The 26,180-nt window shown below is 62.0% G+C and carries 20 protein-coding genes and 3 tRNA genes; 14 read left to right on the top strand and 9 right to left on the bottom strand.

From position 1 onward, the window contains the following. Nucleotides 1-11 precede the first annotated feature (11 nt). Complete coding sequence (locus tag I6L36_RS00850) at nt 12-1,943, top strand: amidohydrolase (RefSeq protein ID WP_104452994.1); 1,932 nt, start codon at nt 12-14, stop codon at nt 1,941-1,943. 30 nt (nt 1,944-1,973) lie between these two features. On the opposite strand, the gene I6L36_RS00845 is transcribed toward I6L36_RS00850, so the two are convergent. Further along, nucleotides 1,974-3,107 carry an HPP family protein gene (locus tag I6L36_RS00845; RefSeq protein WP_201921952.1) on the bottom strand — a complete coding sequence of 378 codons (1,134 nt, stop codon included), beginning with the start codon at nt 3,105-3,107 and terminating at the stop codon, nt 1,974-1,976. 177 nt (nt 3,108-3,284) lie between these two features. On the opposite strand from I6L36_RS00845, the gene I6L36_RS00840 reads away from it, so the two are divergent. Beyond that, nucleotides 3,285-4,397 (top strand): glycosyltransferase family 9 protein, encoded by a 1,113-nt coding sequence (locus tag I6L36_RS00840; RefSeq protein WP_201921955.1) that lies wholly within the window; start codon nt 3,285-3,287, stop codon nt 4,395-4,397. A gap of 93 nt (nt 4,398-4,490) precedes the next feature. Here I6L36_RS00840 and metE read toward each other — a convergent pair whose 3' ends face one another. Then, nucleotides 4,491-6,755 (bottom strand): 5-methyltetrahydropteroyltriglutamate--homocysteine S-methyltransferase, encoded by a 2,265-nt coding sequence (metE, locus tag I6L36_RS00835; RefSeq protein WP_182936218.1) that lies wholly within the window; start codon nt 6,753-6,755, stop codon nt 4,491-4,493. A gap of 161 nt (nt 6,756-6,916) precedes the next feature. Between metE and I6L36_RS00830 the strand changes: the two genes are divergently transcribed. Beyond that, on the top strand, nt 6,917-7,852 hold the full coding sequence (locus I6L36_RS00830) for a LysR substrate-binding domain-containing protein (RefSeq protein WP_183149873.1): 936 nt from the start codon (nt 6,917-6,919) through the stop codon (nt 7,850-7,852). A gap of 73 nt (nt 7,853-7,925) precedes the next feature. Here I6L36_RS00830 and I6L36_RS00825 read toward each other — a convergent pair whose 3' ends face one another. Both I6L36_RS00825 and I6L36_RS00820 read right to left on the bottom strand, forming a co-directional pair. Continuing rightward, nucleotides 7,926-8,738: a siderophore ferric iron reductase gene (locus I6L36_RS00825; protein WP_201923033.1), complete on the bottom strand. Its 813-nt coding sequence runs from the start codon at nt 8,736-8,738 to the stop codon at nt 7,926-7,928. 38 nt (nt 8,739-8,776) lie between these two features. Continuing rightward, entirely contained in the window at nt 8,777-10,921 is a 2,145-nt protein-coding gene (locus tag I6L36_RS00820) for a TonB-dependent siderophore receptor (RefSeq protein ID WP_201923030.1), read from the bottom strand. Here I6L36_RS00820 and I6L36_RS00815 point away from each other — a divergent pair. Further along, on the top strand, nt 10,907-11,158 hold the full coding sequence (locus I6L36_RS00815) for a hypothetical protein (protein ID WP_201923027.1): 252 nt from the start codon (nt 10,907-10,909) through the stop codon (nt 11,156-11,158). The genes I6L36_RS00820 and I6L36_RS00815 overlap by 15 nt on opposite strands. Nucleotides 11,159-11,355: 197 nt before the next feature. Then, entirely contained in the window at nt 11,356-12,267 is a 912-nt protein-coding gene (locus I6L36_RS00810) for an EAL domain-containing protein (protein ID WP_216986938.1), read from the top strand. On the opposite strand, the gene I6L36_RS00805 is transcribed toward I6L36_RS00810, so the two are convergent. Both I6L36_RS00805 and I6L36_RS00800 read right to left on the bottom strand, forming a co-directional pair. Then, a complete protein-coding gene (locus I6L36_RS00805) occupies nt 12,264-13,163 on the bottom strand; it encodes an AraC family transcriptional regulator (RefSeq protein ID WP_216986937.1) in 900 nt (299 codons plus the stop codon). The two genes, I6L36_RS00810 and I6L36_RS00805, sit on opposite strands and share 4 nt — an antisense overlap. 116 nt (nt 13,164-13,279) lie before the next feature. Next, entirely contained in the window at nt 13,280-14,179 is a 900-nt protein-coding gene (locus tag I6L36_RS00800) for a LysR family transcriptional regulator (RefSeq protein WP_201923018.1), read from the bottom strand. Nucleotides 14,180-14,279: 100 nt separating this feature from the next. On the opposite strand from I6L36_RS00800, the gene I6L36_RS00795 reads away from it, so the two are divergent. From I6L36_RS00795 to I6L36_RS00785, 3 genes are all read left to right on the top strand, one after another. Next, nucleotides 14,280-14,918: an NAD(P)-dependent oxidoreductase gene (locus tag I6L36_RS00795; RefSeq protein ID WP_201923015.1), complete on the top strand. Its 639-nt coding sequence runs from the start codon at nt 14,280-14,282 to the stop codon at nt 14,916-14,918. Nucleotides 14,919-15,265: 347 nt separating this feature from the next. Then, on the top strand, nt 15,266-16,288 hold the full coding sequence (locus I6L36_RS00790) for an isopenicillin N synthase family oxygenase (RefSeq protein ID WP_041211537.1): 1,023 nt from the start codon (nt 15,266-15,268) through the stop codon (nt 16,286-16,288). A gap of 92 nt (nt 16,289-16,380) precedes the next feature. Continuing rightward, the gene (locus I6L36_RS00785; RefSeq protein ID WP_042863960.1) at nt 16,381-17,544 is read left to right on the top strand and encodes a PLP-dependent aspartate aminotransferase family protein; all 1,164 of its coding nucleotides are present in this window, start codon (nt 16,381-16,383) and stop codon (nt 17,542-17,544) included. A gap of 84 nt (nt 17,545-17,628) precedes the next feature. Here I6L36_RS00785 and folD read toward each other — a convergent pair whose 3' ends face one another. After that, nucleotides 17,629-18,486 carry a bifunctional methylenetetrahydrofolate dehydrogenase/methenyltetrahydrofolate cyclohydrolase FolD gene (gene folD / locus I6L36_RS00780; protein ID WP_010674955.1) on the bottom strand — a complete coding sequence of 286 codons (858 nt, stop codon included), beginning with the start codon at nt 18,484-18,486 and terminating at the stop codon, nt 17,629-17,631. A 203-nt stretch (nt 18,487-18,689) separates the two neighbouring features. Between folD and I6L36_RS00775 the strand changes: the two genes are divergently transcribed. The 4 genes from I6L36_RS00775 to I6L36_RS00760 all read left to right on the top strand — a co-directional run bounded on the left by I6L36_RS00775 (nt 18,690) and on the right by I6L36_RS00760 (nt 20,457). After that, a tRNA-Pro gene (locus I6L36_RS00775) sits at nt 18,690-18,766 on the top strand. A 36-nt stretch (nt 18,767-18,802) separates the two neighbouring features. Next, nucleotides 18,803-18,879 (top strand) — tRNA-Arg (locus tag I6L36_RS00770). A 124-nt stretch (nt 18,880-19,003) separates the two neighbouring features. After that, nucleotides 19,004-19,079: transfer RNA gene (locus tag I6L36_RS00765), tRNA-His, on the top strand. Nucleotides 19,080-19,239: 160 nt separating this feature from the next. Next, nucleotides 19,240-20,457 carry a J domain-containing protein gene (locus I6L36_RS00760; RefSeq protein ID WP_041211539.1) on the top strand — a complete coding sequence of 406 codons (1,218 nt, stop codon included), beginning with the start codon at nt 19,240-19,242 and terminating at the stop codon, nt 20,455-20,457. A 123-nt stretch (nt 20,458-20,580) separates the two neighbouring features. Here I6L36_RS00760 and I6L36_RS00755 read toward each other — a convergent pair whose 3' ends face one another. Both I6L36_RS00755 and I6L36_RS00750 read right to left on the bottom strand, forming a co-directional pair. Then, nucleotides 20,581-23,151, bottom strand: a complete 2,571-nt coding sequence (locus I6L36_RS00755) for a DEAD/DEAH box helicase family protein (protein WP_041204617.1) — start codon at nt 23,149-23,151, stop codon at nt 20,581-20,583. Further along, nucleotides 23,148-23,732: a bifunctional 2-polyprenyl-6-hydroxyphenol methylase/3-demethylubiquinol 3-O-methyltransferase UbiG gene (locus tag I6L36_RS00750; protein ID WP_216986936.1), complete on the bottom strand. Its 585-nt coding sequence runs from the start codon at nt 23,730-23,732 to the stop codon at nt 23,148-23,150. The genes I6L36_RS00755 and I6L36_RS00750 overlap by 4 nt, the downstream gene beginning before the upstream one ends. 326 nt (nt 23,733-24,058) lie before the next feature. Here I6L36_RS00750 and I6L36_RS00745 point away from each other — a divergent pair, with 326 nt between their 5' ends. Both I6L36_RS00745 and I6L36_RS00740 read left to right on the top strand, forming a co-directional pair. Beyond that, on the top strand, nt 24,059-24,805 hold the full coding sequence (locus I6L36_RS00745; RefSeq protein WP_216986935.1) for a DEAD/DEAH box helicase family protein: 747 nt from the start codon (nt 24,059-24,061) through the stop codon (nt 24,803-24,805). An 80-nt stretch (nt 24,806-24,885) separates the two neighbouring features. After that, nucleotides 24,886-26,169 carry a glutathione synthase gene (locus tag I6L36_RS00740; RefSeq protein WP_216986934.1) on the top strand — a complete coding sequence of 428 codons (1,284 nt, stop codon included), beginning with the start codon at nt 24,886-24,888 and terminating at the stop codon, nt 26,167-26,169. Nucleotides 26,170-26,180: the final 11 nt, after the last annotated feature.

Raw genomic sequence — 26,180 nt, 5'->3', positions numbered from 1 at the left:
GAGAGCGCGCAATGGATAGCAAACACCCCAATCTCAGGCTGGGCACCATCGCCCTGCTGCTAGGTGGCCTGCTCGGCTGCCAGCAAGACAACAGTGAGCCACCGCCCGGCAACACCCTCTATCTCAACGGCAAGATCCACACCCAGGATGGGCAACGCAGCCAGGCCGAGGCCATGGTGGTGCAAGGGGGCAAGTTCACTTACGTGGGCACTCGCGAAGGGGCCGAGGCCTTGAAAAACAGTGCGACCCAGGTGGTGGATCTGCAAGGCAAAATGGTGCTGCCGGGCCTGCACGACAACCACATCCACCTGCTCGGCACCGTGGCGCTGGACATGTGCGATCTGGACGGCCAGAGCGTCAACCTGGATCAGCTGGCGGCCAAGATCGGCGAGTGCCTGCCCCGCTACGCCCCGGCTCCCGGGGAGTGGCTGGTGGTCAACCAGTGGTCGCCCTATGACGGCAACACCCCCACCGCCACCCATGCCACCCTGCTGGCGGCCCTGGATGCGGCGGCGCCGAACAACCCCGTGATGCTGGCCGGGGTCGACGGCCATGCCGGCGGCTACAACTCCCAGGCGCTGGCGCAGGCACAGGACGAAGAGGGCAATGTGGTCGGCTTCAATGCCACCACCCTGGCTCCAGGCGGCGTGTTCGAGGCCTTCATCCCCTATGTGGATCTCGCAACCGGCGTGGTCCGGGACGCGGCCCGCAGCGCCATTGCGGTCCCCGACACCGGGGTGCTGAGCGCGGAGGGTGAACAGGCTGCGGCCCAGTATGACAAGATACTCCCCGCCATCTCCGAGCTGATGGCGTCCCGCGGCATCACGGGGGTGCAGGATGCCTGCGCCAACGACTTCATCCGGGGTCGGCTGCGCAAGATGCAGGACCAGGATCTGCTGCACATGCGCGTCACCGCCGCCACCTGCTTCAACCAGGATGACTACAGCGGCAAGCTGGACATCGACGGGCACCTGGCCAAGGCGAACCAGGTGCGCGACGCCTTCGCAGGCAACCCCCTCATCAAGGCCGATGCGGTCAAGATCTTCCTCGACGGCGTGCTGGAGGGGGATCCCTTCACCAGCCCCCCCTTCCTGCCCAATGCCGGCATGCTGGAGAACTACCACAGTCCCCATCTGGCCCTGGATCCCGCCAGCGGCGAGGTGAGCATCACTGCGGACAGCGAGGATGCGGGCAGCAACGGCATAGTCAACTACAAGGAGGCGGATCTGACGCGCTACGTCACGGCACTGGATGGGGCCGGGTTTGGCATCCACATGCACAGCATCGGCGATCGCAGCACCCGGGTGGCCCTCAATGCCCTGGAGGCGGCCCGCGCCAGCAACGGGAACAGCGGCATCCCCCACACCCTGGCTCACCTGCAGGTGGTGCATCCGGACGATCAGAAACGCCTCGGCGAGCTTGGCCTCTACCTCACCTTCACCTATGCCTGGACCACGCCCCAGCTTGCCTACGACATGCTGGTCAGCCCCTTCATCCAGCCAACCAAGGCAGGGCAGTCCCTGAGCGAAGCCATCTACGACCCCATGGGCTATCTCCATGACGCCCTCTACCCGGTCGAGCGTTCGCGCCAGGCCGGCGCCGTGCTGGTGGCGGGCAGCGACGCCCCGGTGGACAGCCGGGACCCACGCCCGTTCGCGAACATGGCCGCCGGCATAGTGAAGGCGGCCGGCAGCGGCGACGACTTCCGGGCCAGTCAGCGCACCTCCCTTGCCGAGATGCTGGCCGCCTACACCATCAACGGCGCCAGGGCGGTCCGTCAGGGCGACATCACCGGCTCCATCGAGGCGGGCAAGTCGGCGGACTTCATCGTGCTGGACAGGGACCTGTTCGCCCTGGTCAAGGCCGGCACCCCGGAGCAGATCGCCGATGCTCGGGTCGAGCAGACGGTCTTCATGGGGCAGACCGTCTATCCCAGACCCTGAATGACACGGGCCCCGCAAGGGGCCCGTTTCTTATGGCTCATTCTTATGGCTCACAGGGGGCACCTCCTCCGCCAGCCCCGGCTGCAAAGCCAGGGTGAACAGGGCCGCCACCATGTCGGACTGGGTGATGATGCCCACCAGCTGCTCCCCCTCCACCACCGGCATGTGGTGCAGCCCCCCGTCGGAGAAGGCCTCCACCAGATCGTAGAGAGGCTGGTAGCGCCGCGCCGTCTGCACCTCCCGGGTCATCAGATCCGCGACCTGCTGCTGCTCAAGGGCCTCCTTCGCCCTCGGCTGGTGACCCGCCCGGTCGATCATCAGGTCGTGCAGGGTGATGATGCCGACCAGCCTCTCCCCCTCATCCACCACCGGCAGCGCCTTGATCTGGTGGTGGGAGAGCAGATGCCACGCTTCCATGGCGAGCGCCTGTGGCGTCGTCACGACGAGATCCCGCGACATCACATCCTGGCAACGCACCGTCCCCACCCGCTCGCGCAGGGCGTGCAACTGGGCCTCCTGCAGCAGCTCTTGCAGATCCTGGCGGCTGATGTCCAGCAGTTCCCCGTGCTTTTGCAGGGCAAAGTCGATGTCCTGGGTGGCGAGTCGGGCACTCGGCTGGGGATCCGCCGTCTGGTGGCGATTGGGCGCCGCCTTGCCGCCATGGGGATAACGACGCCCCAGAGTGCGGTTGTAGAGCAAGCCCAGACTCAGCAGCAACAGGGAGTTGAGCAGCACCGGCAGCAGCACGTAGCCGACCCCGAGCGCCCGGACTCCCTCGCCGCCGATGACGGCGGTCAGGGCCACGGCGCCGCCGGGCGGGTGCAGGCTGCGGGTGAGGAACATGGCGGCGATGGCCAGCATCACCGCCAGGGCCGAGGCGATAGCCATGTCCGGCACCAGGCTCGCACTCAATACTCCCATCAGCGCCGACACCCCGTTGCCCACAAGGATGGACCAGGGCTGGGCCAGGGGGCTCGCCGGGGCGGCAAACAGCAGCACGGCGGAGGCCCCCATGGGGGCGATGAGCCAGTGCACCTCGAGCCCCAGCCCCCAGCGGCACAGCAAGGCGGTGCCGAGCAAGCCGACGAAGGCGCCAAGGGCGCCGTAACAACTCTCTTTGACGCTGGTATTGGTCGATACCGGCAAAAAATCCCTGAACTGCATGGTGCTCCCGCTGGCGATAACATTTATTTCAAATGCGCAATTCTAGCCACTTTCCCCCGTCCCGCACCAGCACCCCGCTCCGCCATGGCCATCATCCGCACGCTTTTTCCCTTCTTAACATTGTCTTAAGAGTCCGCTGGCACCCTCTACACCATCCCAACACTGGAGCCCAACGGTATGACTCACCTCAACGATGCCCTGCGCCGCTTCGACGGCCAACGCCGGGTCTGGACGGCGGGACTGGAGCGAACCCTACTCGGCTGGCTTGCCAGTCGCAGCGCATTGCCGCCCTCTTCGCAGGCACCCCGCCGGATCCTGGTCATTCGCAGCACCAACCGCATCGGCAACAACCTCTTCCTGCTGCCCTTCCTGCACCAGCTTCATCGCGCCCATCCCCACGCCGAGCTGGAGCTGGTGTGCAGCCCCACCACCCTGCTCCCCTTCCTGGCCGATCTGCCCCTGCGGCGCATTCATCAGATCCGGTTGCAGGGCAGACACCTGCCGGGCGCTCTCTCGGCACTCTCGCGTCTGCGCCGCCAACACTACGACAGGGTCTACGTCCCCTTCGCCTCCAGTACGGATCACTTCATCGCCGCCTGGGTACAGGCCCGTGAGAAATGCGGCTTCGACGATGGCCACGGGGATCTCATCTTCCCGCGTCCGCGGGCTGCGGACAGTGAGTGCCACTACGCCCACCAGCCCCTGCAACTGCTCGGCATACCGGGCAATCCGGCTGAACCCATCCCCCTTGGCAGCCTGTTGCAGGGGCCAAGCCCGGCCTTGAGTGCGCTGCGACGAGCCCATCCTGGCCGTCCCCTGATCGGCTTTTTCACCGGCGCTCGCAAGGGCAAGGGGCTCTCCCAGCCCCAGTGGCAGCGGTTGCTTGGGGATCTGCGCCGTCACAGCCCGGATGCCCTGCTGATCCAGCTCGCGGATCCCGCCGCCCCCGAGCACCTGCTCGGGGACGTGCACGTTTCCCTTGGCAACATGGGGGAGCTGGCCCGCTTCACGGGCGGCCTCTCCCTCTTCGTCAGCGCCGACACCGGTCCCCTGCACCTGGCTGCCGCCAGCGGTGTGCCCTGTCTTGGCCTCTTTACCCAGACCGACCCCGCCCGCTACGGGTGCCTGGGCGCCCAGCACCTCAATCTGGTGATCGAGGATCGCAATGCCATCCCCCTCGACCGCCAGTGGCTGGCCGAGGCGCTCGCAAGCGCCCCTCACCCGGTGACGATGTCGGTTTCCCCCACCCGCTACCTGCCCGCACCCCGGCCCGCCCTGATCCCCCTCTAGGGGGCGGCCATGCAAAAAAGAGGGAAGGCTGTCGCCTTCCCTCTCTCGTCTTGGTGACACTCACCGGGCGCTCGTCCGGGTGAATGGAAGCCCTCAGGCCAGCTCGGCGCGCAGCGCCCGGGTCGCATCGACCATCACCTTGAGGGCGGCGGTGGTCTCTTCCCAGCCGCGGGTCTTGAGGCCGCAGTCCGGGTTCACCCAGAGCCGGTCTGCCGGGATTTGTTGCGCAGCCTTGCGGATGAGGTCTTCAATCCAGCCCTGGCTCGGTACGTTCGGCGAGTGGATGTCGTAGACGCCCGGGCCGATCTCGTTGGGGTAGTTGAAGCGCTCGAACGCTTCGAGCAACTGCATCTGGCTGCGGCTCGTTTCGATGGTGATCACATCCGCGTCCAGCGCCGCCACCGCCTCGATGATGAGGTTGAAGTCGCTGTAACACATGTGGGTATGGATCTGGGTGCTGTCCACCACCGGGCTTGCGCTCAGGCGGAAGGCGCGCACCGCCCAGTCGAGATAGGCCTGGTGATCCTGCTTGCGCAGGGGCAGCCCTTCGCGGATCGCCGGCTCGTCGATCTGGATGATCTTGATGCCAGCGGCTTCCAAGTCAGCCACCTCGTCGCGAATGGCGAGGCCAATCTGCAGGGCGGACTGCTCGCGGCTCACGTCTTCCCGCGGGAAGGACCAGCAGAGAATGGTCACGGGGCCAGTCAGCATGCCCTTCACCGGCTTGTCGGTCAGGCTCTGGGCAAACTTCGTCCACTCAAGGGTCATGGGGGTCGGACGGTCGATGTCACGGGTGATCACCGGCGGCTTGACGCAGCGGGAGCCATAGCTCTGTACCCAGCCAAAGCGGGTGATGGCAAAGCCGTCCAGCAGCTCCCCGAAATACTCCACCATGTCGTTGCGCTCCGCTTCACCATGCACCAGCACGTCCAGCCCGATGGCCTCCTGGCGCTCGATGGCGTCCTTGATCTGGGCCTGGATGCCCGCCTCGTAGGCCTGGTCATCGATGCGCCCGGCACGCCAATCCTGACGCAGCACCCGGATTTCAGAGGTCTGCGGGAAGGAGCCGATGGTGGTGGTGGGCAGGAGCGGCAGCTTCAGATCCGAGCGCTGCGCGTCGGCACGCACCGGGTAGGCGCTCTGGCGATCGAAGTCACTGTTGGTCAGGCTGGCGAGGCGCGACTGCACCGCCTTCTTGTGAACCCGGCTGTCGGACTCCCGATCCACGATGGGCTGGCTGTAAGCCTCGATTTTGTCCAGGGCGCCACCGTCCAGGTAGTCGGACAGCAGCCCCAGCTCATAGCACTTTTGCAGGGCGAAGGCGAACCAGCTGCGGGTCTGGGGATCCAGCTCGTGCTCCAGGGTCAAATCCACCGGGCTGTGCAGCAAGGAACAGGAGGAGGCCACCCAGAGGCGCTCGCCAAGCTTTTCTTTCAAGGCCTTGAGGGTCGGCGCCAGCTTGGCCAGGTTGGCACGCCAGACGTTGCGGCCGTTGATGACACCCGCCGAGAGTACCCACTGGGCCGGCAGGTGCGGGACCAGGGTCTCGAGCTGCTCGGGGGCAGCCACCAGATCCAGGTGCAGGCCGTCCACCTTCAGACTGGTGATGATGTCCCGCTGATGGGCCACGGACCCGAAGTAGGTGGTGAGCAGCAGCTTGCAGGGGCCGCTCAGGCGCTCATATGCCTTGAGGTAGGCCAGGCGCCACTCGTCCGGCAGGTCCAGCGCCAGGGCCGGTTCGTCGATTTGCACCCACTCCACCCCCTGGGCCGCCAGTTTGGCCAGGATCTCCTGGTAGACGATCAGCAGGCGATCCAGCAGTTCGAGACGGGAGAAGCCGCTCTCTTTCTCCTTGCCAAGCCAGAGGTAGGAGACGGGGCCCAGCAACACCGCCTTGACCGGCAGCCCAAGGGCCTTCGCCTCTTCCACCTCGTCAAAGAGCTGGCTCCAGCCCAGCTTGAAGCGCTGGTCACGGTAAAATTCCGGCACCAGGTAGTGGTAGTTGGTGTTGAACCACTTGGTCATCTCGGCAGCGGCCGCCGCCGGGCCGGTCGGCGCACGGCCACGGGCCACCCGGAACAGGGTGTCGAGGCCGGTGTCGCCGTGGCGGTGACGGGCAGGCACGGCGTCCACCAGCAGGCTGGTACCCAGCACCTGATCGTACCAGGCAAAATCCCCCACCGGCAGCAGGTTGACCCCGGCGGTACGCTGGGCCTGCCAGTGGCGCTCACGCAGGCTCTTGCCCACGGCGACCAGCTCGGCCTGGGTGGTTTCGCCACGCCAGTAGGATTCGAGGGCAAATTTCAGTTCGCGCTTGGCGCCGATACGGGGAAAGCCCAGGGTGTGTGCGCAGGTCATAGGTTCCATTCCTTATGCTCGTTTATCTGATGAGGATCTGGATTGTTTGGCCATCCAGATGTTTACACATCCAAAATGACAAGATAAGGTGACCTTGGCTATTGAATCCTCTTCAACTGGCTCTCAAGAATTTCTCAACTGACGCACAAAGGAGCAGTGCCATGGTCGCGCCCACCCCATCCAGCCCCCCTCAGAGCAGCAATCTGGGCATCGATCTCAAACACCTGAAGACCATCAGCGCCCTGGCCGAGCAAGGGTCCCTGGCCGGGGCCGCACTCACCCTCAACCTCACCCAGTCCGCCCTCTCCCACCAGCTCAAGGAGCTGGAGACCCGCCTCAATCTGGAGCTGTTTCTTCGAAAAAGCCGCCCTCTGGTGCTGACGGCGGCAGGCCAGCATCTGCTGGCCCTGGCCCGTCAGGTGCTGCCCGCCCTGGCCCAGACCGAGCGCCAGCTGGTCGCCCTGCACAGCGGCGAGGCAGGCAGGCTGCATCTGGCCCTCGATTGCCACAGCTGCATCCAGTGGCTGCTCCCGCTGTTGCCGGACTTTCGCCGCCAGTGGCCCGGCGTGGATCTGGAGGTGGAGTCGGTGCCGGGTTTCGATGCCATCAATGCCCTGCTTGGCGGCCAGCTCGACCTGCTGCTCACCTCGGATGTGCAGGCCCGCGGGGATCTTCACTTCGAGCCGCTGTTCGCCTTCGATCTCACCCTGGTGATGGCGCCGGATCACCCCCTCTGCCAGCAGCGGCGCATCGCACCGGACGATCTGCGGCCGGAGGTGCTGCTGGTCTACCCGGTGGAGCGGGCGCGCATGGACGTGTTCAGCCGTTTCCTGCAACCGGCCGGGGTGGAGCCCGCCCGTTGCAAACCGGTGGACAACACCTCTGTCATGCTGCAGATGGCCGCCGCCGGGCTCGGGCTCGCCGCCCTGCCCCGCTGGGCCAGCGAGGAGTTCGTGCGCCAGGGCCTGCTTGAGGCGCGCCCTCTCGGGGAGGGCATTCGCCGCCACATGTATGGCGCCGTGCGCGCCGCCGACAAAGATCAGGCCTGCCTGCAGAGCCTGTTCGAGCGCATCCGCACCCGGATGGCGGCCCAGTAAGCCGGACACAAAAAAGCCGCCAGGATCAGGCGGCTTTCATCACGGGTTGCCCGCGCAGACGAAGAGTCGGGCATCAGCACTCGTCACCCCTCGCCCCACCCTGCCTTCGCGGGCAGTTGCCACAAAGCTCCCCATCCCGGCGCTTGTAGTGCAGGCAGCAGCGCTGGCGCACATAGCCCGGGAAGGCTTCGTCCCGGGGCAGGCCCGCCTCGCGCCAACCCGTCAGATGTGCCGACGGCAGGCCACAGGATTCAAGCCAGAGGGGGGCATGGGCCCTCACCTCCTCCTGACTCACCTCCCCGAAGAAATCGGGCACCCGCACCAGGGCCGCCAGCAGATCGTCCGCCAGGAGCGGGCGCACGAAACCGGGGCGCAGCCGCTGCGCCGTCCCAAGGAGGGTGAACAGCCCCTGCCAGTGCGCCTGGAGTCGCTCCCCGGCCGTTTTGATCAACACGCCGGCCTCCCCTCTGATCATGGGCTCGGCCGGCAGGGTAAAGCCCGACACCACGCCGGCCTCATGCCCCTGTCCCAGCCTGTCGAGGGCAGGCACGGCCTGATGGCGATAGACGGCCACCATGGCGAGATAGATGGATTGCCAGCAGAGCATGCCCCAGCTGCGGGTGAGCCAGTAGGCGGGCCCCGCCTCCGGGTGTGCCTGCTGCCAGTGCGCATGGAGGGCTGCGGCCACCTCGGCCGACGTCGCCCCGGCGGCATCCGTCAGTGGCGGGCGCACGTCACCGACCGCCACCAGGTTCCCCTTGAGGGACGGGATCAGGCTGGCCGCCGCCGCGAACAGGGCCTGGTGATCCGAGACGAGGGCGCGTTCCGCGTCCGCTTTCTCCCGGCCAAGGCCGCGCGGCACACCGCGCGCCCTCTCCTCGCCCATTCGTTGAAAGGGCCCCGGGCGCGTGCCGGGGCGCAAGGTCAGAATGCGTATTTGAGTCGCGCCTCCACGCTTCGTTCGGCCCCGAACCAGCAGTTGTTCTGGTCGTAGCAAGAGTAGTAGGTCTTGTTGAACAGGTTGCTGGCGCCAAGTGATACACCTACCCCCTTCAGGCTTGCGCTGAGGGCGGCGAGATCGTAGGAGGCGGACATGTCCATCAGGAGGTAGTCCGGTACCTTGTCGGTGTTGGCGGCATCCATCTCGGCCTCCCCCACGTAGCGCAGGCCGGCGCCCACTCGCATCCCCTCGAGGTTGCCGCCGGGGTAGTAGTTGCTCCACAGCGACGCCATCTGTCTGGGGACCCAGACCGGCGTCTTGCCCTGCAACGTGGTGGTGTCGCGCGTGATCTCCATGTCCATCAGGGTGTAGTTGAGGGCCAGATCCAGCTGGCTGGTGAGATCGGCTCTCCCCTCAAGCTCGATGCCCCTGGAGACCGTCTCCCCGGTCTGCAGCTTGGGCCCGTAGACATTGTCCGGATCCGTCACCAGGGCGTTCTTCTTGGTGATGTGGAACGCCGACAGCGTCGCCGTCTTGCTCATGTCGTCGGAGAGGAACTTGACGCCCCCTTCCCACTGATGACCGGTCGCCGGTTTGAACGCCTGACCCTGCTTGTCCGCCCCCGGCACCGGCTCGAAACTCTCGGCATAGCTCGCATAGGGGGAGAAGCCGCCATCCAGCTCATAGAGAGCGCCGACACGGAAGGAGAGGTTGTCCTGATCGATGTGGGCCAGGGACTGGCTGTCCGCCCCCTGATAGAGGGTCCGGCTGTCGGTGTCCATCCGGTAGCGGTCGTAGCGGGCGCCGCCGATGGCCACCAGCCGATCGAGGCGCACCTGATCCTGCAGATAGACGCCGGTCTGGGACTGACGGATCACCTTTTTATCCTGGTAGTTGAAAGTGAGTACCTCTGGGACTATCTGGCTATGGTTCGGGTTGAAAATGTCGATGCTGGGCGCCGAGTAGTCGAGGGTATCCCGGTAGAGGATATGGGCATCCAGGTACTGGTAATCGACCCCGAGCAGCAGGTTGTGCTGGGCAGAGCCCGTCTGCACCTTGCCCGCCAGCTGGTTGTCGATGACAACGCCCCGGGAGTCTTCATCGGTGAGATAGGCGTTGCGGGCCAGGGTGCGGTTGTCCGCCGCCAGGGCCGCGTTGTAGGTGTTGCGCTGATAGGCGGACGCATCCATGTAGCGGGCATTTTGCAGCACCTGCCAGCGCTCGTTGAAGTCGTGGCTCAGCTTGTAGCCCAGCAGGGTCACATCCCGGTTGTACTCGTTCCAGTTCTCGTCACCAAGGAAGGTGTCGCTGCCAAGCTGCCCCAGGGGATTGGGCTTGGCCGAGCCGCTGGCGGGCACAGTGGTGTAGATGCCGGCCTCGGGATCCTTCTGGTAGTAAAGGTTGAGGTTCAGCAGGGTACGCTCGCCGAGCTGCCAGTCCAGGGACGGCGCAAAGACATAGCGCTCCTCCTTCGAGGTCACCGCCTGGCCATCCTTCTCCCGGGCCAGTCCCACCAGCCGATAGGCGAGCTGCTCGTTGATGGCACCGGTGCTGTCGAGGGTCATCTCCTTGAGGGTGCCCGTGCCGGTCGCCACGCTCACGTTGTGCTTGCTCTCCCGCTGGGGGCGCTTGGCGATGAGGTTGACCATGCCGCCGGGGGGCATGCTGCCATAGAGCACCGATGTCGGCCCCTTGAACACCTCCAGCTGCTCGATGGCCACCGGATCGATCTGGGGTTGCAGGTTCCAGTCGTTGTACTGGAGCAGCAGGCCGTCATAGAAGTTCTGGTAGTTGTCAAAGCCACGGATGTTGAACAGATCCAGCCGGTTGACCGCCCCGCCCCGCAGCTCGGTGTTGACGCCGGGCACGTAGCGCAGCGCCTCGCTCACCGAGCTGACACCGCGCAGCGACAGGGTCTCCCCATCCACCACCGAGATGGCCTGGGGCGTCTCGATGGGGTCGAGCCGGGTCTTGGTCGCGGTGTTGCGATAGGTCTGGCCGAGCACGGTCAGGGTCTCGTCGGCGGTGGCCGTATCCTGGCTGTCGGACGCGGCGGCCTGTACAGAGCCTGCAAGCAGGGTGGAGATGGTCACGGCGACCAGGGTCAAAGGGGGGTGAACAAGCTGCATCTGATCCTCGATTACTTACTGCATGTGAATAGTAACAAATATCATTTGCATTTTATTGTTCTATTTTGCCCCGATATTAACAATTTGGGGCATGTTGGCGCGGCAGCGGGGAAAGCGAGGGTGGCAGGCATGCCATCTGCTATCGGAGGCAACATGGCGACGCCGTCGAGGCTCTCAGGGAACACCCATCATGGCCGCCTGATGAAGGACACCGCCTTCACTTGCACAGCCAATTAGAAAGTAACCATCACATATTCAGAACATGGCGGCATTTTCACCACCATATTTACACTCATCTGACAAGTATGGTCGTGTGTGCCCTCCCCTTGTTGATCCTGGTCAATCGCTATTGATAAATGAGGCGATAGCATACCCACCCTTTTATCAGCCCTGATTGAGACAATACCAAGCCATCCGGCGATCGCACCCTGCTGGTGGAGCTGGACGGCTTCCACATCTTCGGCGCCTTGCAGGCCGTGATGGGGGAGGACAACCTCTTCTTCCTCCTCGGGGACCAGGCCCTCGATGGCCACGGCAGGACCCTGCCAGCAGCCCGCCTGCTGGAAGGGGGACAACGTCTGCAACAGAGCGATCCCACCGCTCATCCCTATCGCCTGGTGGCGCTCAACGGTTACAAGGAAGTGCTGATGCGCTGGCGTCATCCCACACAAGGGATGATTGCCCCCAACCACTTCATCCCCCTCGCGGAGGAGTGCGGCTACATAGTGCCGATGACTCGCCAGTTGATGGCCCAGACCCGGGATTATCTGCTCGAGGTAGCCGACAGGCTGCCCCCCGGCTTTCACGTCGCCGTCAATGTCTGCGCCCAGCACTTCAAAAACCGGGACATCGTCGCCGAGTGCCGCGACTTTCTCCGCGCCTTCCCGGGTCAGGATCTGCGTCTGGTGCTCGAGGTGACGGAGCGGGAGATGGTGGATGCGGACGAGCAGACCCGCGCCATCTTCGATGCCCTGGACGAGCTGGGCGTGCTCATCGCCATCGATGACTTTGGCACCGGCCACTCCAGCCTCTGCTATCTGCAGATGTTCCATGTGGACATCATCAAAATCGATCGCAGCTTTATCAAGGGAATGAAAGAGGAAGGCCCCTCCCGCCATATCGTCGAAAACATCCTGGATCTCGCCCATCGCATGGGGCTGGCTCTGGTCGCCGAGGGGGTGGAGACCCAGGAGCAGGTCGAGATGGCACGCCACTATGGCATCGACTACTTGCAGGGCTTCTACTTCGCCAAGCCGCTGCCACCGGCCCAGTTCACTGATCTCCTGGCCAACGCCACACGCCCGGAGCCATCCCGGCCCCATGCCGAAATGAGCCTCCTTCCCTAACGGGGGGCGACGGGCAGCCAGTACTCCATGGTGGCGTCGGGCTGCTGGCCGTCAAAGCCGGGGGCATAGCGCTCCAGTTCGAAACCGTCCAGCCCCCGGTATGCCGACTCCGGCAGCCAGTGCAGGATGAACCAGTGCAGGCTCTCCCCCAGCTGGGCAATGGGTCCTTTGTGGGTGAGCACGGCATACTCCTGGGCCGGCACGTTGAGACTCGACAGGCCGGGGGGCGTAGGCGCCGTCGTGGCCACTCCGGCCCAGTAAGGCAGCCGCTCCCCTGCCCCCGACACATCCACCACCCCCAGCCATTCCCTCGACAAGCCCAGCGCCCCCGTCTCGCGCAGCGCTCGCCAGATGGCGGGCACCGTCTGCTGAAAATCCGGTGAGGCATCGAACAACCCCCGAATCGTGCCCCTGACCCCCAACAAGGTGAACGCCGGCAGGCTCTCTATGCGCACCTGCACCAGGTTGGGAGAGGCAGAGCGGGGGACCGCCGCCCGCACCAGGGGCGTGCGCAACCCCAGCCGCAGGGCCCGCTTGCGATACGCCAGCGGCGAGCAGCCAAATTGCTGCTTGAAGGCGCGGCTGAAACTCACTTCCGAGCCAAACCCGTGATCCAGCGCCACATCCAGCACCCGCAGCCGGGTGGAGAGTAGCGCCTCCGCCGCCATGCTCAGCTTCAGCTCGCGCACATAGTGAGCCACCGTCTGGCCCGTCTCATGCAGGAATACCCGTTGCAACTGCCAGCGGGACCAGCAGCTCTGCCGGGCCAACGCCTCCAGGGAGAGCGGCTGATCCAGATTGGCATGGATATAGTCGAGCACTCGCTCGATGCGGGTGAGGTGGGTGCGCGCCTCGGGTGTCGGCTCACGGAGTGGGTGGGGAGAAGTCGGTGTCATGATGCGCTTGAGACCACGCCAGCAGAGGGCACTCTGGCCCGGGAGGGCCACATTAAACAGGGGTGTCGCGCCGACCGCAAGGCTGGCGCACCGCCTGGCTATTCATCCCGCCCCGCTCAGGGTAGACGGCTCTGGCCATGCTCGGCAAAGTGGATGCGAAGGGCGCTGATCACCCGCCGCACCTTCTCCGGGATCTCCCGCTGGGGGGTGATGGCATGGATCTCCATGGGAGGGGCCAAAAAGCCCGGCAGCAGCACGAGCAACCGACCGGTGGCGAGATCTTCTTCTATTTCACCTTCCGGTTGCAGCGAAATCCCCTGCCCTGCCAGGGTAAACTGGCGCAGGGGCAAGACGTTGTTGCACAGCACCCTGGGCTTGGGCTTGATCTTGTGGGCCTCCCCCTTTTCGTCCAGCAGCAGTATCCCGCCCCCCAGCATGTCCGAGGCCAGCCAGTCGTGGGCCAGCAGATCCGCCGGGCTGCGCGGCGTGCCCTTGCGTGCCAGATAGGCGGGCGAGGCACACAGCAGCATCCGGGTCTGACCCAGCCTGCGCGCCACCAGGGTGGAATCTTCAAGCGTGCCGACCCGCAGCGCCACGTCGATGCGATCCTTGATGAGATCCCGCTTCTCGTCGTCGGCAATGATCTGGATGCCCAGGCCGGGGTGCGCCTGCAGCAGCGGCGAGAGCGCCCGCGCCAGGGGCTGGCCCGCCATCCCCACCGGCGCGGTGATCCGCACTTCTCCGAGCAGGCTGTCGCGCACCTCCGAGAGGCGCAGCTCGGTGTCGTTCAGGATCTGCTGCAACGACTGGCAACCCTGCCACACCACCTCCCCCGCTTCGGTCAGGCTGAGGCGGCGGGTGGAGCGGTGCAGCAGGGGCAGGCCGAGCTGGCTCTCCAGTTGACTGATATGCTGGCTGACGGCGGACGGGGTCATGCCGAGGGCCTTGGCGGCGCCGGTCATGCTGTCCGCCTCCACCACGGCGGCGAAGATGGCGTAGCGTCTGAGCTGATCCATTATGAAGCCCTGCTTACAAGTGAATGCAATTTTAAGTGGATTATTAAATCACACTCGGGGGCGTAGGATAGCCCCATTCCCACAGTGAAGGAGAATTCCCATGAAGATTGCCCTCATCGGTGCCAGCGGTTTTGTCGGTTCAGCCATCCTCCAGGAGGCCGTCAGCCGCGGTCATCAGGTCACCGCCATCGTGCGTGACGTGAGCAAGGTCGCCGCCCATCCCCTGGTCACCGCCGTGGTGGTGGACGCCCAGGACAGCCAGGCACTGGCCAAGGTGCTCAAGGGGCACGATCGGGTGATCAGTGCCTACAACCCGGGCTGGAGTGCCCCGAACATCTACGATCAGTACCTCAAGGGGGCCAGCGCCATCGTGGCCGCCGCCAACGACGCCGGGAGCTGGCTGCTGGTGGTCGGCGGTGCCGGCAGTCTGGAAATCGCCCCGGGCGTGCAGCTGGTGGACACCCCGGAGTTCCCGGCAGAGTGGAAGCAAGGGGCCCTCGCGGCCCGGGACGGTCTCATCGCCCTTCGCCGGGAAACCACCCTCGACTGGCGTTTCGTCTCCCCACCGGTGTTCCTCGAACCCGGCGAGAAGCGCGGCGGTTACCGCCTTGGCACGGATCAGGTACTGTTCAGCGGCGAGCAGCCCGCCGGGATCACGGTCGGCGATCTGGCGGACGGGGTGCTGAACGAGGCGCAAGCACCGGCTCACCTGCGCCAGCGTTTCACCCTGGGTTATTGAGGAAAGGTGCGCCAGCAACCCTTTCCATGACAGTCACACGGAGGGAGGCGGATGCCTCCCTCCGTCTTTTCTCTCCCGCGTCTATCCCGTCACGCCAATGTTGCTCTCACCCGGTACGGCAGATCGCCGCCGGAGCCGCCCGATGCTCGTTCTATTCGCTCAAGTCCGAATTCCATTTCGAATTTTGTATATAACTAAGAATATTTTGTTGCTTCCACCTTATAACCTCGAACAGTAGCATCACCCTCAACCCAAACGGCGCCACTCAAGAAGAGTGCGCCCCGGTTTCGCCACACCCCGCACGCCGGGGCACGCAGACCCCGTTCACGGAAAGTGAGGAGATGCCCATGACCACCCCATCATTGCCGATCATCGATCTCGCCGCCCTCAAGGGCACCCCGGCTGCACGCAGCCAGATGCTGGCGCAGCTTGGCCAGGCCGCCCGCGAAGTGGGCTTTTTCTATCTGGTGGGCCATGATCTGAGCGAATCGGCGCGCCAGGAGACCCTGGCGCTCGCCGCCCGCTTCTTCGCCCTGTCACTTGAAGAAAAACTGGCGGTGCAGATGGTCCACTCCCCCCACTTTCGCGGCTACAACCAGGTGGGGGCAGAGCTCACCCGGGCACGGCCGGATCTGCGGGAGCAGTTCGATATCATGAACGAGGCCCAGGCCCTGCCTGTGGCGCACATTCGTGAACCCTGGCAGCGCCTCATCGGCCCCAACCAGTGGCCCGCCGCCCTGCCCGAGATGAAGACACGTCTGCTGGCATGGCAGGATCGACTGAGCGACATCACCCTCACCCTGCTGGACGCTTTCGCAGAGGTGCTGGGGCAGCCCGCCGGCGTATTTGACGAGAGCATTCGCGGTGCCCCCTACCAGCACATGAAGCTCATTCACTACCCCGGACAACCGGAAGGCAGCAGTGGTCAGGGGGTAGGTGCCCACAAGGATCCCGGCTACCTGACGCTGGTGATGCAGGACGATCACTCCGGGCTCGAAGTGGAGACGGCGGATGGCTGGATCCCCGCGCCCCCCCTGCCGGGCGCCCTGGTGGTCAACATCGGCGAGCTGCTGGAGCTCGCGTCCGACGGCTACCTCAAGGCCACCCTGCACCGGGTGGTGAGCCCCCCTCCCGGGGTATCGCGCCTCTCCTGCGCCTTCTTCATGGCGGCAAGGCTGGATGCGACTGTGCCACTGCTTAGCCTCTCCCCCGAGCTGGCGGCGCTGGCCGAAGGGCCCCAGAGCGATCCCGCCAACCCGCTCTTTTATCAGGTGGGGGAGAACGTGCTCAAGGGGAGGCTGCGCTCCCACCCGGATGTGGCGGCCCGCCACTATGCAGGCGAGCCGCAGCGCGAGCCAGCGCTAGTCTGACAACCCGCCACTCGACATTAAAAAAGGGGCGCGACGGCGCCCCGGATAACACAAGCAGTCGGGCAACGACCTGACAATGACGGAGTAAAAAAATGAAATTCAAGACCATGAGCGTGCACAGCGGCCAGCGGATCGATCCCCAGACCGGCGCCCTCACCACCCCGCTCTACCAGAGCAGCACCTTCAGCTACTTCAACGCCCAGGCGGGCAAGGAGCGCTTCGCAGGTCAAGCCCCCGGCTTCATCTACAGCCGCTTTGGCAACCCCACCACCGCCGAGCTGGAGCAGAAGCTGGCAGCCCTCGAAGGTGCAGATGAGGCACTGGTGGTGGCCAGCGGCATGGCGGCGGTGAGTGCCATCATGTATGCCCTGGCCGACAGCGGTGATGAAGTGGCCTATATCGGCCCCCTCTACGGCGGCACCGATGCCTTCCTCAAGCAGACCTTCAGCCGCGCCGGCATCAAGATCACCGCCTACGAGAGCGATCAGGCGCTGCTGGCCAACATCCGCCCCGCCACCAAGGTGGTACTCTTTGAAACCCTGACCAATCCCACCCTCAAGGTGGTGGATCCGCGGGTGGTGGTGGAGGCGGCCCGCAAGGTGGGTGCCATCACGGTGTGTGACAACACCTTCCTCACCCCCTATCTGCTGCGCCCGCTCGAGCTTGGCATCGACATCGTCATGCACAGCGGCACCAAGTATCTGGGCGGTCACGGCGACATCATCGCCGGGGTGGTGGCGGGTCGTCATGAGCTGATGAAGTCGATTCGCACCGTGGCCCTCAAGCACATCGGCTCTCCCATCGGCCCGCAGGAGGCCTACCTGCTGCAACGGGGGGTCAAGACCCTTCCCCTGCGCATGGATGCCCACCTGCACAACGCCCAGAAGGTGGCCGAGTTCCTGGATGCCCACCCAGCGGTGAAGAAGGTGATCTACCCGGGCCTTGCCAGCCATCCGGGCCACGATGCCCTCGGCGCCTTCGCCAGCGGCTTTGGCGGCATGGTGAGCATCGAGCTGGAAGGCGGGTTTGAGCGCTGCGCCACCCTGCTCGACAACCTGCAACTCTTCGTGCAGGCGGTGAGCCTCGGCGATCTCGAGAGTCTCGCCTGCCATCCGGCCAGCACCACCCACGCAGCCATGGACGAGGCGAGCCGCCTCGCTGCCGGGGTCAATGACGATCTCATCCGCTTCAGCATCGGGGTGGAAGACGCCGACGATCTGATTGCCGATCTGGCCGCCGCCCTGGCCCTCCTCTGATACCCAATAGCGATCCGGGCGAGTGACGCAATAAAAAAAGGGAAGGCAATGCCTTCCCTTTCTCTTTTCTGCCCGGCGCCCTCATCAGGCGTCGTGGTAATCCTGGCAGGCGCTCAGGGTGTTCTCCATCAGGCTGGCGACCGTCATGGGGCCCACGCCCCCCGGTACCGGCGTGATGAAGGCGGCGTGATTGCGCGCGGTCTCATACTCCACATCTCCCACCAGGGAGCCGTCCGCAAGGCGGTTGATGCCCACGTCGATCACCAGGGCACCGGGTTTGACCCACTCCCCCGGAATGAAGTTGGGCTTGCCCACCGCCACCACCAGCAAGTCGGCCCGGCGCACCTGGGTTTCCAGATCCTGGGTGAAGCGGTGACAGGTGGTGGTGGTGCAACCGGCCAGCAGCAGCTCCAGCGTCATGGGGCGCCCCACGATGTTGGAAGCCCCGACCACCACCGCATGCAGACCATGGGTCTTGACGCCTGTGGTCTCGATCAGGGTCATGATCCCCTTGGGGGTGCAGGGTCGCAACGCCGGGATCCGCTGGGCCAGACGACCCACGTTGTAGGGATGGAAGCCATCAACGTCCTTGTCGGGACGAATGCGCTCCAGCACCTGGGTGGTATCGCAGTGGGCCGGCAAGGGCAACTGCACCAGGATGCCGTCCACTTCCGGATCCTCGTTGAGCTGGTCGATCAGGGACAGCAGCTCTGCTTGTGTCGCCGTGGCGCTGAGGTCATAGGAGCGGGAGACAAATCCCACCTCTTCACAAGCGCGACGTTTGCTGCCCACATAGACTTGGGAGGCCGGATCCAGCCCCACCAGGATCACCGCCAGACCCGGTGCCCGTTTCCCCTGCGCCAACCGCTGTTGGACTTGCGCGGCGACCTGATTGCGAATCGTTTGCGCAACCTGTTTTCCATCAATGATTTTGGCAGACATCGTTCTTCACTCACCATGTGTTCAACTGCGGCGCATTGTCGCATTTTTTTGGCGCGGGTGTTAGCGGCTCTCGCAGGGAGGGCAATAAGTAGGCACTTGAATTTACTGGCGGAAAAAGTCGTTGACGCTGACTTTGGCGCTTGGGTATGATGCCCGCCCGTTGCCCAGTGGTGCCGCCGAAGGTATGCTGGATGGCGAATTTTCGGTGATTAGCGCAGCCCGGTAGCGCATCTGGTTTGGGACCAGAGGGTCAAAGGTTCGAATCCTTTATCACCGACCAGGTTCATCGGGAAATCCCCGGATTTCTTGATACAACGCGCCCTTAGCTCAGTCGGATAGAGCAACGGCCTTCTAAGCCGTGGGTCGCAGGTTCGAATCCTGCAGGGCGCGCCATTTAAAATGTGTTTTAAATCATTGAGTTATTGATGAAGAGTGTGACTTATCGTCCATTCGGCAGATTATCTCAGGATGACCTTGGCCAGGCCTTGGCAGACACAAAATGGCGATGATTTCAGTGGTGGTTGTAGCTCAGTTGGTAGAGTCCCGGATTGTGATTCCGGTTGTCGTGGGTTCGAGCCCCATCAGCCACCCCATTATTTCTCTGTTGTTGCTATCTGTTGCGTAAGAAAGGCTTTAATATGGCCAGCAACTCATCTGCAAGGCAGACTTCGCGCTATTTATGCGCGGCGATAAACCGGCCCCGCGCCGGTTTTTTTGTTTTAGCGAACAAAATAACGCCTATGGAGGCGGCCTATGTCTCTTCGTAATCCAGCTCGCAAGCAGCCCGCTCGCCAGCCCTCCCCCACGACGGGTAACCCCGCCCTCGATCTCTTCCACCGCAACTGGCAAGCGCTCGAAAAGCTACAGGCAAAAATCGACAAGCAAACCCTCAACGGCCGCGATATCTATCAGCGCTTCACCAGCGACATCGAACCCCTTGAGCGTCAACAATGCGAGCTCATCTTTGCCCTCACCAAGCGACTGACCGACTTTACGGCTCGCAAGAGCTTTACCCAGTGGCAACGGGAGACCTTGCACCACTGGATCCACGATCTCATCAACTATCTCGAGTCCAATCCGTTTCGTGGCGAGATGGATTTGGCCCCCCTCTATCACCAAATCCAAACCAATACCGCCCTGCACATGGATGACGAACAGCTCGACTATCAGTGTGATGAACTTACCCATATGCTGATGGAAACTTGTGGTCACTGCCCCGAAGACATCGACACCTTGCGCGATATGGTCAAAAACCCCGCTCTGTTGCACGAGTACCTGATAAACGCGGCGAAGCAGAAAATGGCCAACGGGAGTGACACCGCTGGTGAGGAAGAGGATGCCCTCTTCGACGATGATGAGTTGTTTGCCGATGAGTCCCCCTTCGGCGCTGAGCAGCAAGATGCTTTTGCCCACACGCGCACCCGTCGTGAGCAAGAGGAAGAGATGCGCATCGAACAGCTGTTCAGCAAATCCAGCCTCAAGCAGCTCTATCGCAAGCTCGCCCTGGCGCTGCACCCGGATCGGGAACCCGACCCCGCCATGCAGGCGGAAAAGACCCGCATCATGGGCCAACTCAGTCAGGCTTGGGAAAACAAAGAGATGTTCACCCTGTTACAGCTGGCCCACGCTCACCTACCCGAGTTCGATAACCTGCTCAGTGACGAGAACCTCGCTTACCTCAACCCGATGCTGAAACGCCAGCTACGCGAGCTCGAAGTCAGCTACTACGGCGGGCAAGACGGGCTAATGGGCGCGGTGCTGCACAAATTCAAGCAATCATCCAAGAAAAAGACCGAGCAGGCCTTTGCCGAACATCGGGACTATTTGCTGCGTGATATCGACCACCTGACTGCCCAGCTGGCCGAGATCACCACCCTGCAGACCCTCAAACCCTATCTGGCGGCCCGCTGGGATCAGCAGCAAATAAGGTGGCGTGAGGAAGAGGACGATATGGAATGGCTGTTTCGGTAACGGCCAGCGCTGACCGACCATCTCCCCAAACAATCAAGGCGCCACTGGCGCCTTGATTGCTTTCACGCTGCTGGTTTTTACACTGCTTGTTTTTACACTGATCGTGCTATCGGATAGCCAGCCTTAAATCAGGGTCACCTGACGCGCTTTGGCATCAGGCGCCAGCGCCTGTTCCTCATCGTGGATAGTTGTGAAGGGCTCAGGGGAAATGGCGGCTGCCGATGCGATTTTGCGCTGCTGATATTGGGCCAGACGCAAGTCCAGCAGCTCTTGCACCATGCGATGCAGAGGATCGATATCCTCCTCACTCACCGCGAAGCGTGGGCAGAAGCGATCCTCCCTTACCTCGAACCAGTACTCCCCCTTGGCGCCTGGATTGCCGCCACTGCTGAACTTGATCGGATTGCTCTTCCAGTAACTGAGCCAAGCCGGGCTGTCGGCGCTCAGGGCTTGCTGCTTGACCGGTAGATCGAGGCGGGCCAGCTCGGGATGCCGCTCAAACAGGTAACGGGAGTGGCTGGCCAGCGCCGCCAAGGTGGGTGGCTCACGCAGGCCGTCGAGTTCGAGCAGCGCCAATAGCAGGATCAACTTGAAACTCTTGGTGAGCGCGGTGTGCTCCACCCCCGAACGCAGAAAGTCGCCGTGCCGGTTCAGCACGCGCAGCTCCTCCTCCCCCAGATCGCCCGCTTGGGCGAGCAGCTCAAACCAGCCCCCCTGTTTTTGGGTATCGAAACGCAGTTGCTCACCCAGCCGGACTGCCCAGGTTTGCCGCGCGGTGGGGCGATAGCCGAGGTGCTCTTTGAGGGTCTGATAGGTCTCAATCAGAGTCGGTTTCTGCTGCTTTTTTAACAGCGCCAGCAGCGGAAGCAGCTTGGGATCCAGATTGATAAAACAACCTGCCGCCAGCGGCATCGCCCTGTTTGCGTGCGTTGGTGGGCGGGTCAATTGCGTTTGCAGCAGCTGGGGCTTGTAGAGACACGCCTTGTGATTGCCCACCAGATCGATCACCACCAGGCGTTCTTTGCCTTGATAGAGGCGCAAGCCCCGCCCCAACTGTTGCAGGAACACGATGCGCGACTCGGTGGGGCGCAGCATCAGCACGGTATCGATGGCGGGCAAGTCGGTGCCTTCGTTGAACAAATCTACCGAGAAGATGATATCAAGCTCGGCGGCGGCCAGTTGCTCCAGGGCGGCTTGTCGCCCCTGGCGGGAGCCCGCATAGACGGCTATCGCCCGCACACCGGCTTGCTGGAAGACGCTGGCCATAAAATCGGCATGACGGGTCGAGATGCAGAAGGCCAGCGTGCGCTGCTGGCGTAAACGTCGCCACTGGCTAAGGGCGTGCTGAGCCCGCTTCTGACTGGCGAAGGCACTCTCCAGCGCATGGGGGTCAAACTGACCGTTGCGCCAAGGCAGCGCGGCATAGTCGACGGTGTCATCCAAAATGCCGTGATAGGTGAGCGGCACCAGCATCTTCTGCTCGATGGCGAGGGCCAGCCCCCGTTCAAAGACGAGATTGTTGTCGCACAGCGCCAGAATATCGGCCTGATCGGTGCGGTCAGGGGTCGCGGTCAGCCCGAGCAGGAAGCGGGGCTTGAAGTGGTTTAGCAAGCGCCGGTAGGAGGGTGAGGCGGCATGATGAAACTCATCGACCACCACGTAATCGAAGTGATCCGGTGCAAAGCGCAGCAGATGCTGACTCTTGCCCAGGGTCTGGATGGAGGCAAACAGCCAGTCGGCCTCATCCTGCTGCTGACCATGATAGAGGCCCGAATTTGCCCGCGGCACCATGTGCAAGAAGGTCTGGCGCGCTTGGGTCAGGATCTCCTCCCGATGGGCAACAAACAGCAGGCGGGCCGCCTGCATCTGGCGCACATCAAAAGCCGCGAGCCAAGTCTTGCCAAGGCCGGTCGCCATGACCACCACACCCCGTTTATGCCCCTGTGCCCGCGCGGCTTGCAGCGCCATCAGCGCCTCTTGCTGCACGCTGTTGGGGATGGGGGCTTCACGCAGCTGCTCAGCGCTGCTGCGATGATCCCCAGTGAGCACCCGCAACTCCCGCAGCGCGCTCTGCCGATAGCGAGCGAGGTAGCCATCGATCCAGTCGTGGGTAAGGGGCACGACCCGCGCGTCTTGCGCCAGCCGATCGATTTGAGCCGCGAGCTGACGCAGGCTGTGATGCGGCTCGCTGGGGCCGCTCGGCTCAGCCCTGAGCGACCAGTTCCACTCCAGCGACTCGGTGAGGGCGGCGGCAGAGATATTGCTGGAGCCGAGAAACGCCTGGCCACCGAGCACCGCTGGCGACCCTTCCTGGCCAACTTGCTCGCCTAGATACTGGGCTGCGTGCTGGACAAACAGATAGGACTTGAGGTGAAAGCCGCGATTGCCCTGACTCTGGTAGATCAGCGCGCAAGAGCGAGCGGGATCAAATTTAAGCAACTCGCGCAGCGCCACCGGCTGAGTCACCTCCAGATAGTCCGAGGTGATCACCCGAAGCCGTGCTCCTCGCGCCAACGCCTCGTGCAGGGCACCGCGCAACAGCACCAGCCCGCTTTGGCGAATAAAGGAGACACACAACTCGATGCGGCTACCCTCGCCACAACGGGCGATGGCGTCCAGCAGATGTGGCAACAGGGGATCGTTGAACTCCGGATCCCCCGCCTCTCCCCCGCTGATGAGCACGGGTGCACTCATGACCCGACCTTGCGCACGATGGCGTTAAGCCAACGCTCCTGCTCGCGGCCGGGGCGTCGATCCGCCGTCAGCCAAGTCTCGACCTCGCTCAGCGGCAACGGCGTGATCAGGGCGTGCAGCCCCGCCTCATCCAACTGGGTGAAGGCTCGGCCATCGCGCTCGGTCTCGTCTACCCCATATTTGAACGAGCAATAGAGCAGACCACCGTCCGCGAGTTGCTGGCACAGATGGGCCATTACGGCATCCAATTCGGCGCGGGGAACATGCAGCAGACTGGCACAGGCCCAGATGGCATCGACCGGCACGGGAGCCACAAACTGCTCGAAACGGCACAGTTGCACCGGCTGACCAAGCAGGCGCTCGGCACGCAGGGCCAGCTCCGCGCTGGCATCGAACGCAGTGACCTGAAAGCCCTGCTCTCGGAAGTAGAGACTGTCCCGACCAGAGCCGCAGCCCGCATCGACGATATGAGCGCCTGCGGCGAGCAGAGGCAAGAAGCGCTGGTAAAGCGGTTGCATATCGACCGACAGCGTGCCTTCGACGAAGCTATCGGCGTGTTGGTTGTAGTAATCGATAGACATAGTAAGCAGGCACCTAGCAGAAAACGCCCAGATTAACAGAGAGATAGGGGTAAAAAAATCGAGTCAGCGCCATTTCAGACAATCCGCAGTACGGGAAGGCCAACTGGCACCTTGATTATCTTCCCACTGATTGCAGCGACCAGAGTGATCTGCTCTTGGACAAGTAGAATCTTCACTACGAATTTACACTTGGATGGCTTGAGGCCGGTTCGCGCCCCAATAAACCGGCGATAAGCATCGTACGTTCTACGGGCTCTTTGTTGGAGTCAGCAACGAGCTGTGTGAAACTAGTGGTATCATTCATTAACTGAACTGACCTCTCTTCCATGACAGCTAAAGCCGACTCTCTGAGACAAAAAATCTACCTCATTTTGACTGGTGGGAAATTACATGATCACCAACGTATCGCAGCACAAAAGACATTCGATGCACTAAAGGGAAACGTCCGTGCAGTTATCACTGCGGCAGAGATGCAAGCAGGCAAGTCTGGTGTGGCACTCGCTCTTTGTTGTTTGCAACGTCTGTCACTGACTGATGAAGAGGTCTGCGACCGCTCCAAGCTCAAAGATACTCTCTATTTGGTAACCATGCCTGACGTTGCCTTGTTAGAGCAGGCTGAAAAAGATCTGGCAGATGCTAAAAATGTGGTTGTTAGTAACTTTATTCGATTCGACCAAGATTTAGAGCGAAGCTTTAAAGGCAATCCGCCCAAACTGATCCTGATCGACGAGTGTCACTATGGCTCAAATGCGGCAGCTATACGGTACTGCAAGGTTTTTGATTACCTCGAAAAAGAGAATAAAGATTGCAAAGTAGTTTTTATCTCTGCGACGCCTTTTGGGGCTCTCTATGCGGCAGAGACAGAATACGATGTTGCCAAACACGAAGAAGAAATAGCAAAACATAATCATAGAGAAAAAGAGGCTATTGAAGCAGCAGAAGCAGCCGAAGAGGCAGCTCGCAACTCAATTTTACGGCGTGATTTTAATACCAAATTGGTATTCCATCGCACCAGTAACGAGTACTACGGTGTTAGGGAAAGTGCGAACAAGTATCCCACGAACAAAAAATGAAAATTTTAGTCATTTAATATCAATGGGTTACCAGTAAATGCTCTCGTGCCATATGACTTATTCGCACCTTCCTTAGGGAAATGCTGCGCTCCAATAAAGTCACGGGATTGGATTCTGACTCGAGGAATATTCTCGATGACTCACCAGCCAAAGCGAAGCTGCTGAGTTTACTTAAACAACATGAAGGTGCAGGATGGGTATTGGTCAGGGTGCCGCCAGGTGCCGCCATGGAGGCAAAAACTGGTTTTATTCAAGCAGGATTTGCAGATCAGAATGTTCATATTCTTGGCAAAGATCTCAGCGGTGTCCCAGAAGACCAATTAACTACCATTGAACGATTTAAAAAAGAGTTCGATGAATGCATCGACTTTGACGAAAAGCTCATTGCTATTACCGTAGCAGGCTGTCGCGCAGGGATTAATTTTGGTCAAGATATGAAACAGCGGCTCATTGCCACCTGGGACAGTACGGTAACCAGTGTTGCGGCAGTGGTACAAGCGAACATTGGCAGAGCCTGTGGCTACCATGACAATCGAGAAGCACACCACTTCACAAGCCTTAATGCGGCGCAAGCCTATGGGGCAATCCTGGATTACCTTGATAAAAATACCAGTGAACACGCCGCCTCTGATTTTGATGGTCTCAAAGAATTTTTTGAAGATGTATGCCAAGAGTTTAATGTCAATGGTTTGGATGTAGGATTAACCGTCAAAAACAAGCGGCGTCGCCCCATAGGTGATGTTGAAACATACATGACCGATAGCTACGTTGCCGTGCCAGCCAAGCTGCTTGATCCGGATTACGACTTTACACAACACACAAAGGATAAATTAATCATACAAGCCATAGCACTGCTACGTGAAGAGCTACTCAGAGATTCAGGTCCTTCTGTAAAGTCTTCTCGTGCCATGCGTGGTGCCAAGAAAAATTGGGTAAAGGCTCATTGGGTCAATGGCGATTCCTATGATAACAAGGAGAAAGCACGTAAAGAGGGAACGATGAAAGAACGGACCCTAAATTTTACACACAAAGTAGATCAGCAAGAGCCTATAGAATTCAATACCATTGTTATGCCTGGCTCTGGTGAATATACAGAGCAAAAACTTGTCACTGCCACTATATTCAGTATTTATAACATGTCTCGGCGAAACAATGTCAAAAAATGGGTCATGACAGAAGATGATGTTCATGAAATGTGTGATCATTTTGGTATCGAGCATGATGACACCATGTTCGTTCTCTATAAACGTGGTGAATATAATGCCGAGGCAAGCCGTATGAAAGCAGCCGCCAATGAACTGCCAGAAAATGAAACAATCATCCATGATGAGTCGCAATTTTCTGAGCAACAGCGCAACGCTTAAGCGAGTTAAAC

This window comes from Aeromonas sp. FDAARGOS 1406 (assembly GCF_019048565.1).
GTDB lineage: Bacteria > Pseudomonadota > Gammaproteobacteria > Enterobacterales > Aeromonadaceae > Aeromonas > Aeromonas caviae.
The sequence above is the reverse complement of the archived record's forward strand: the minus strand, read 5'-3'. Positions and strand labels throughout refer to the sequence as shown.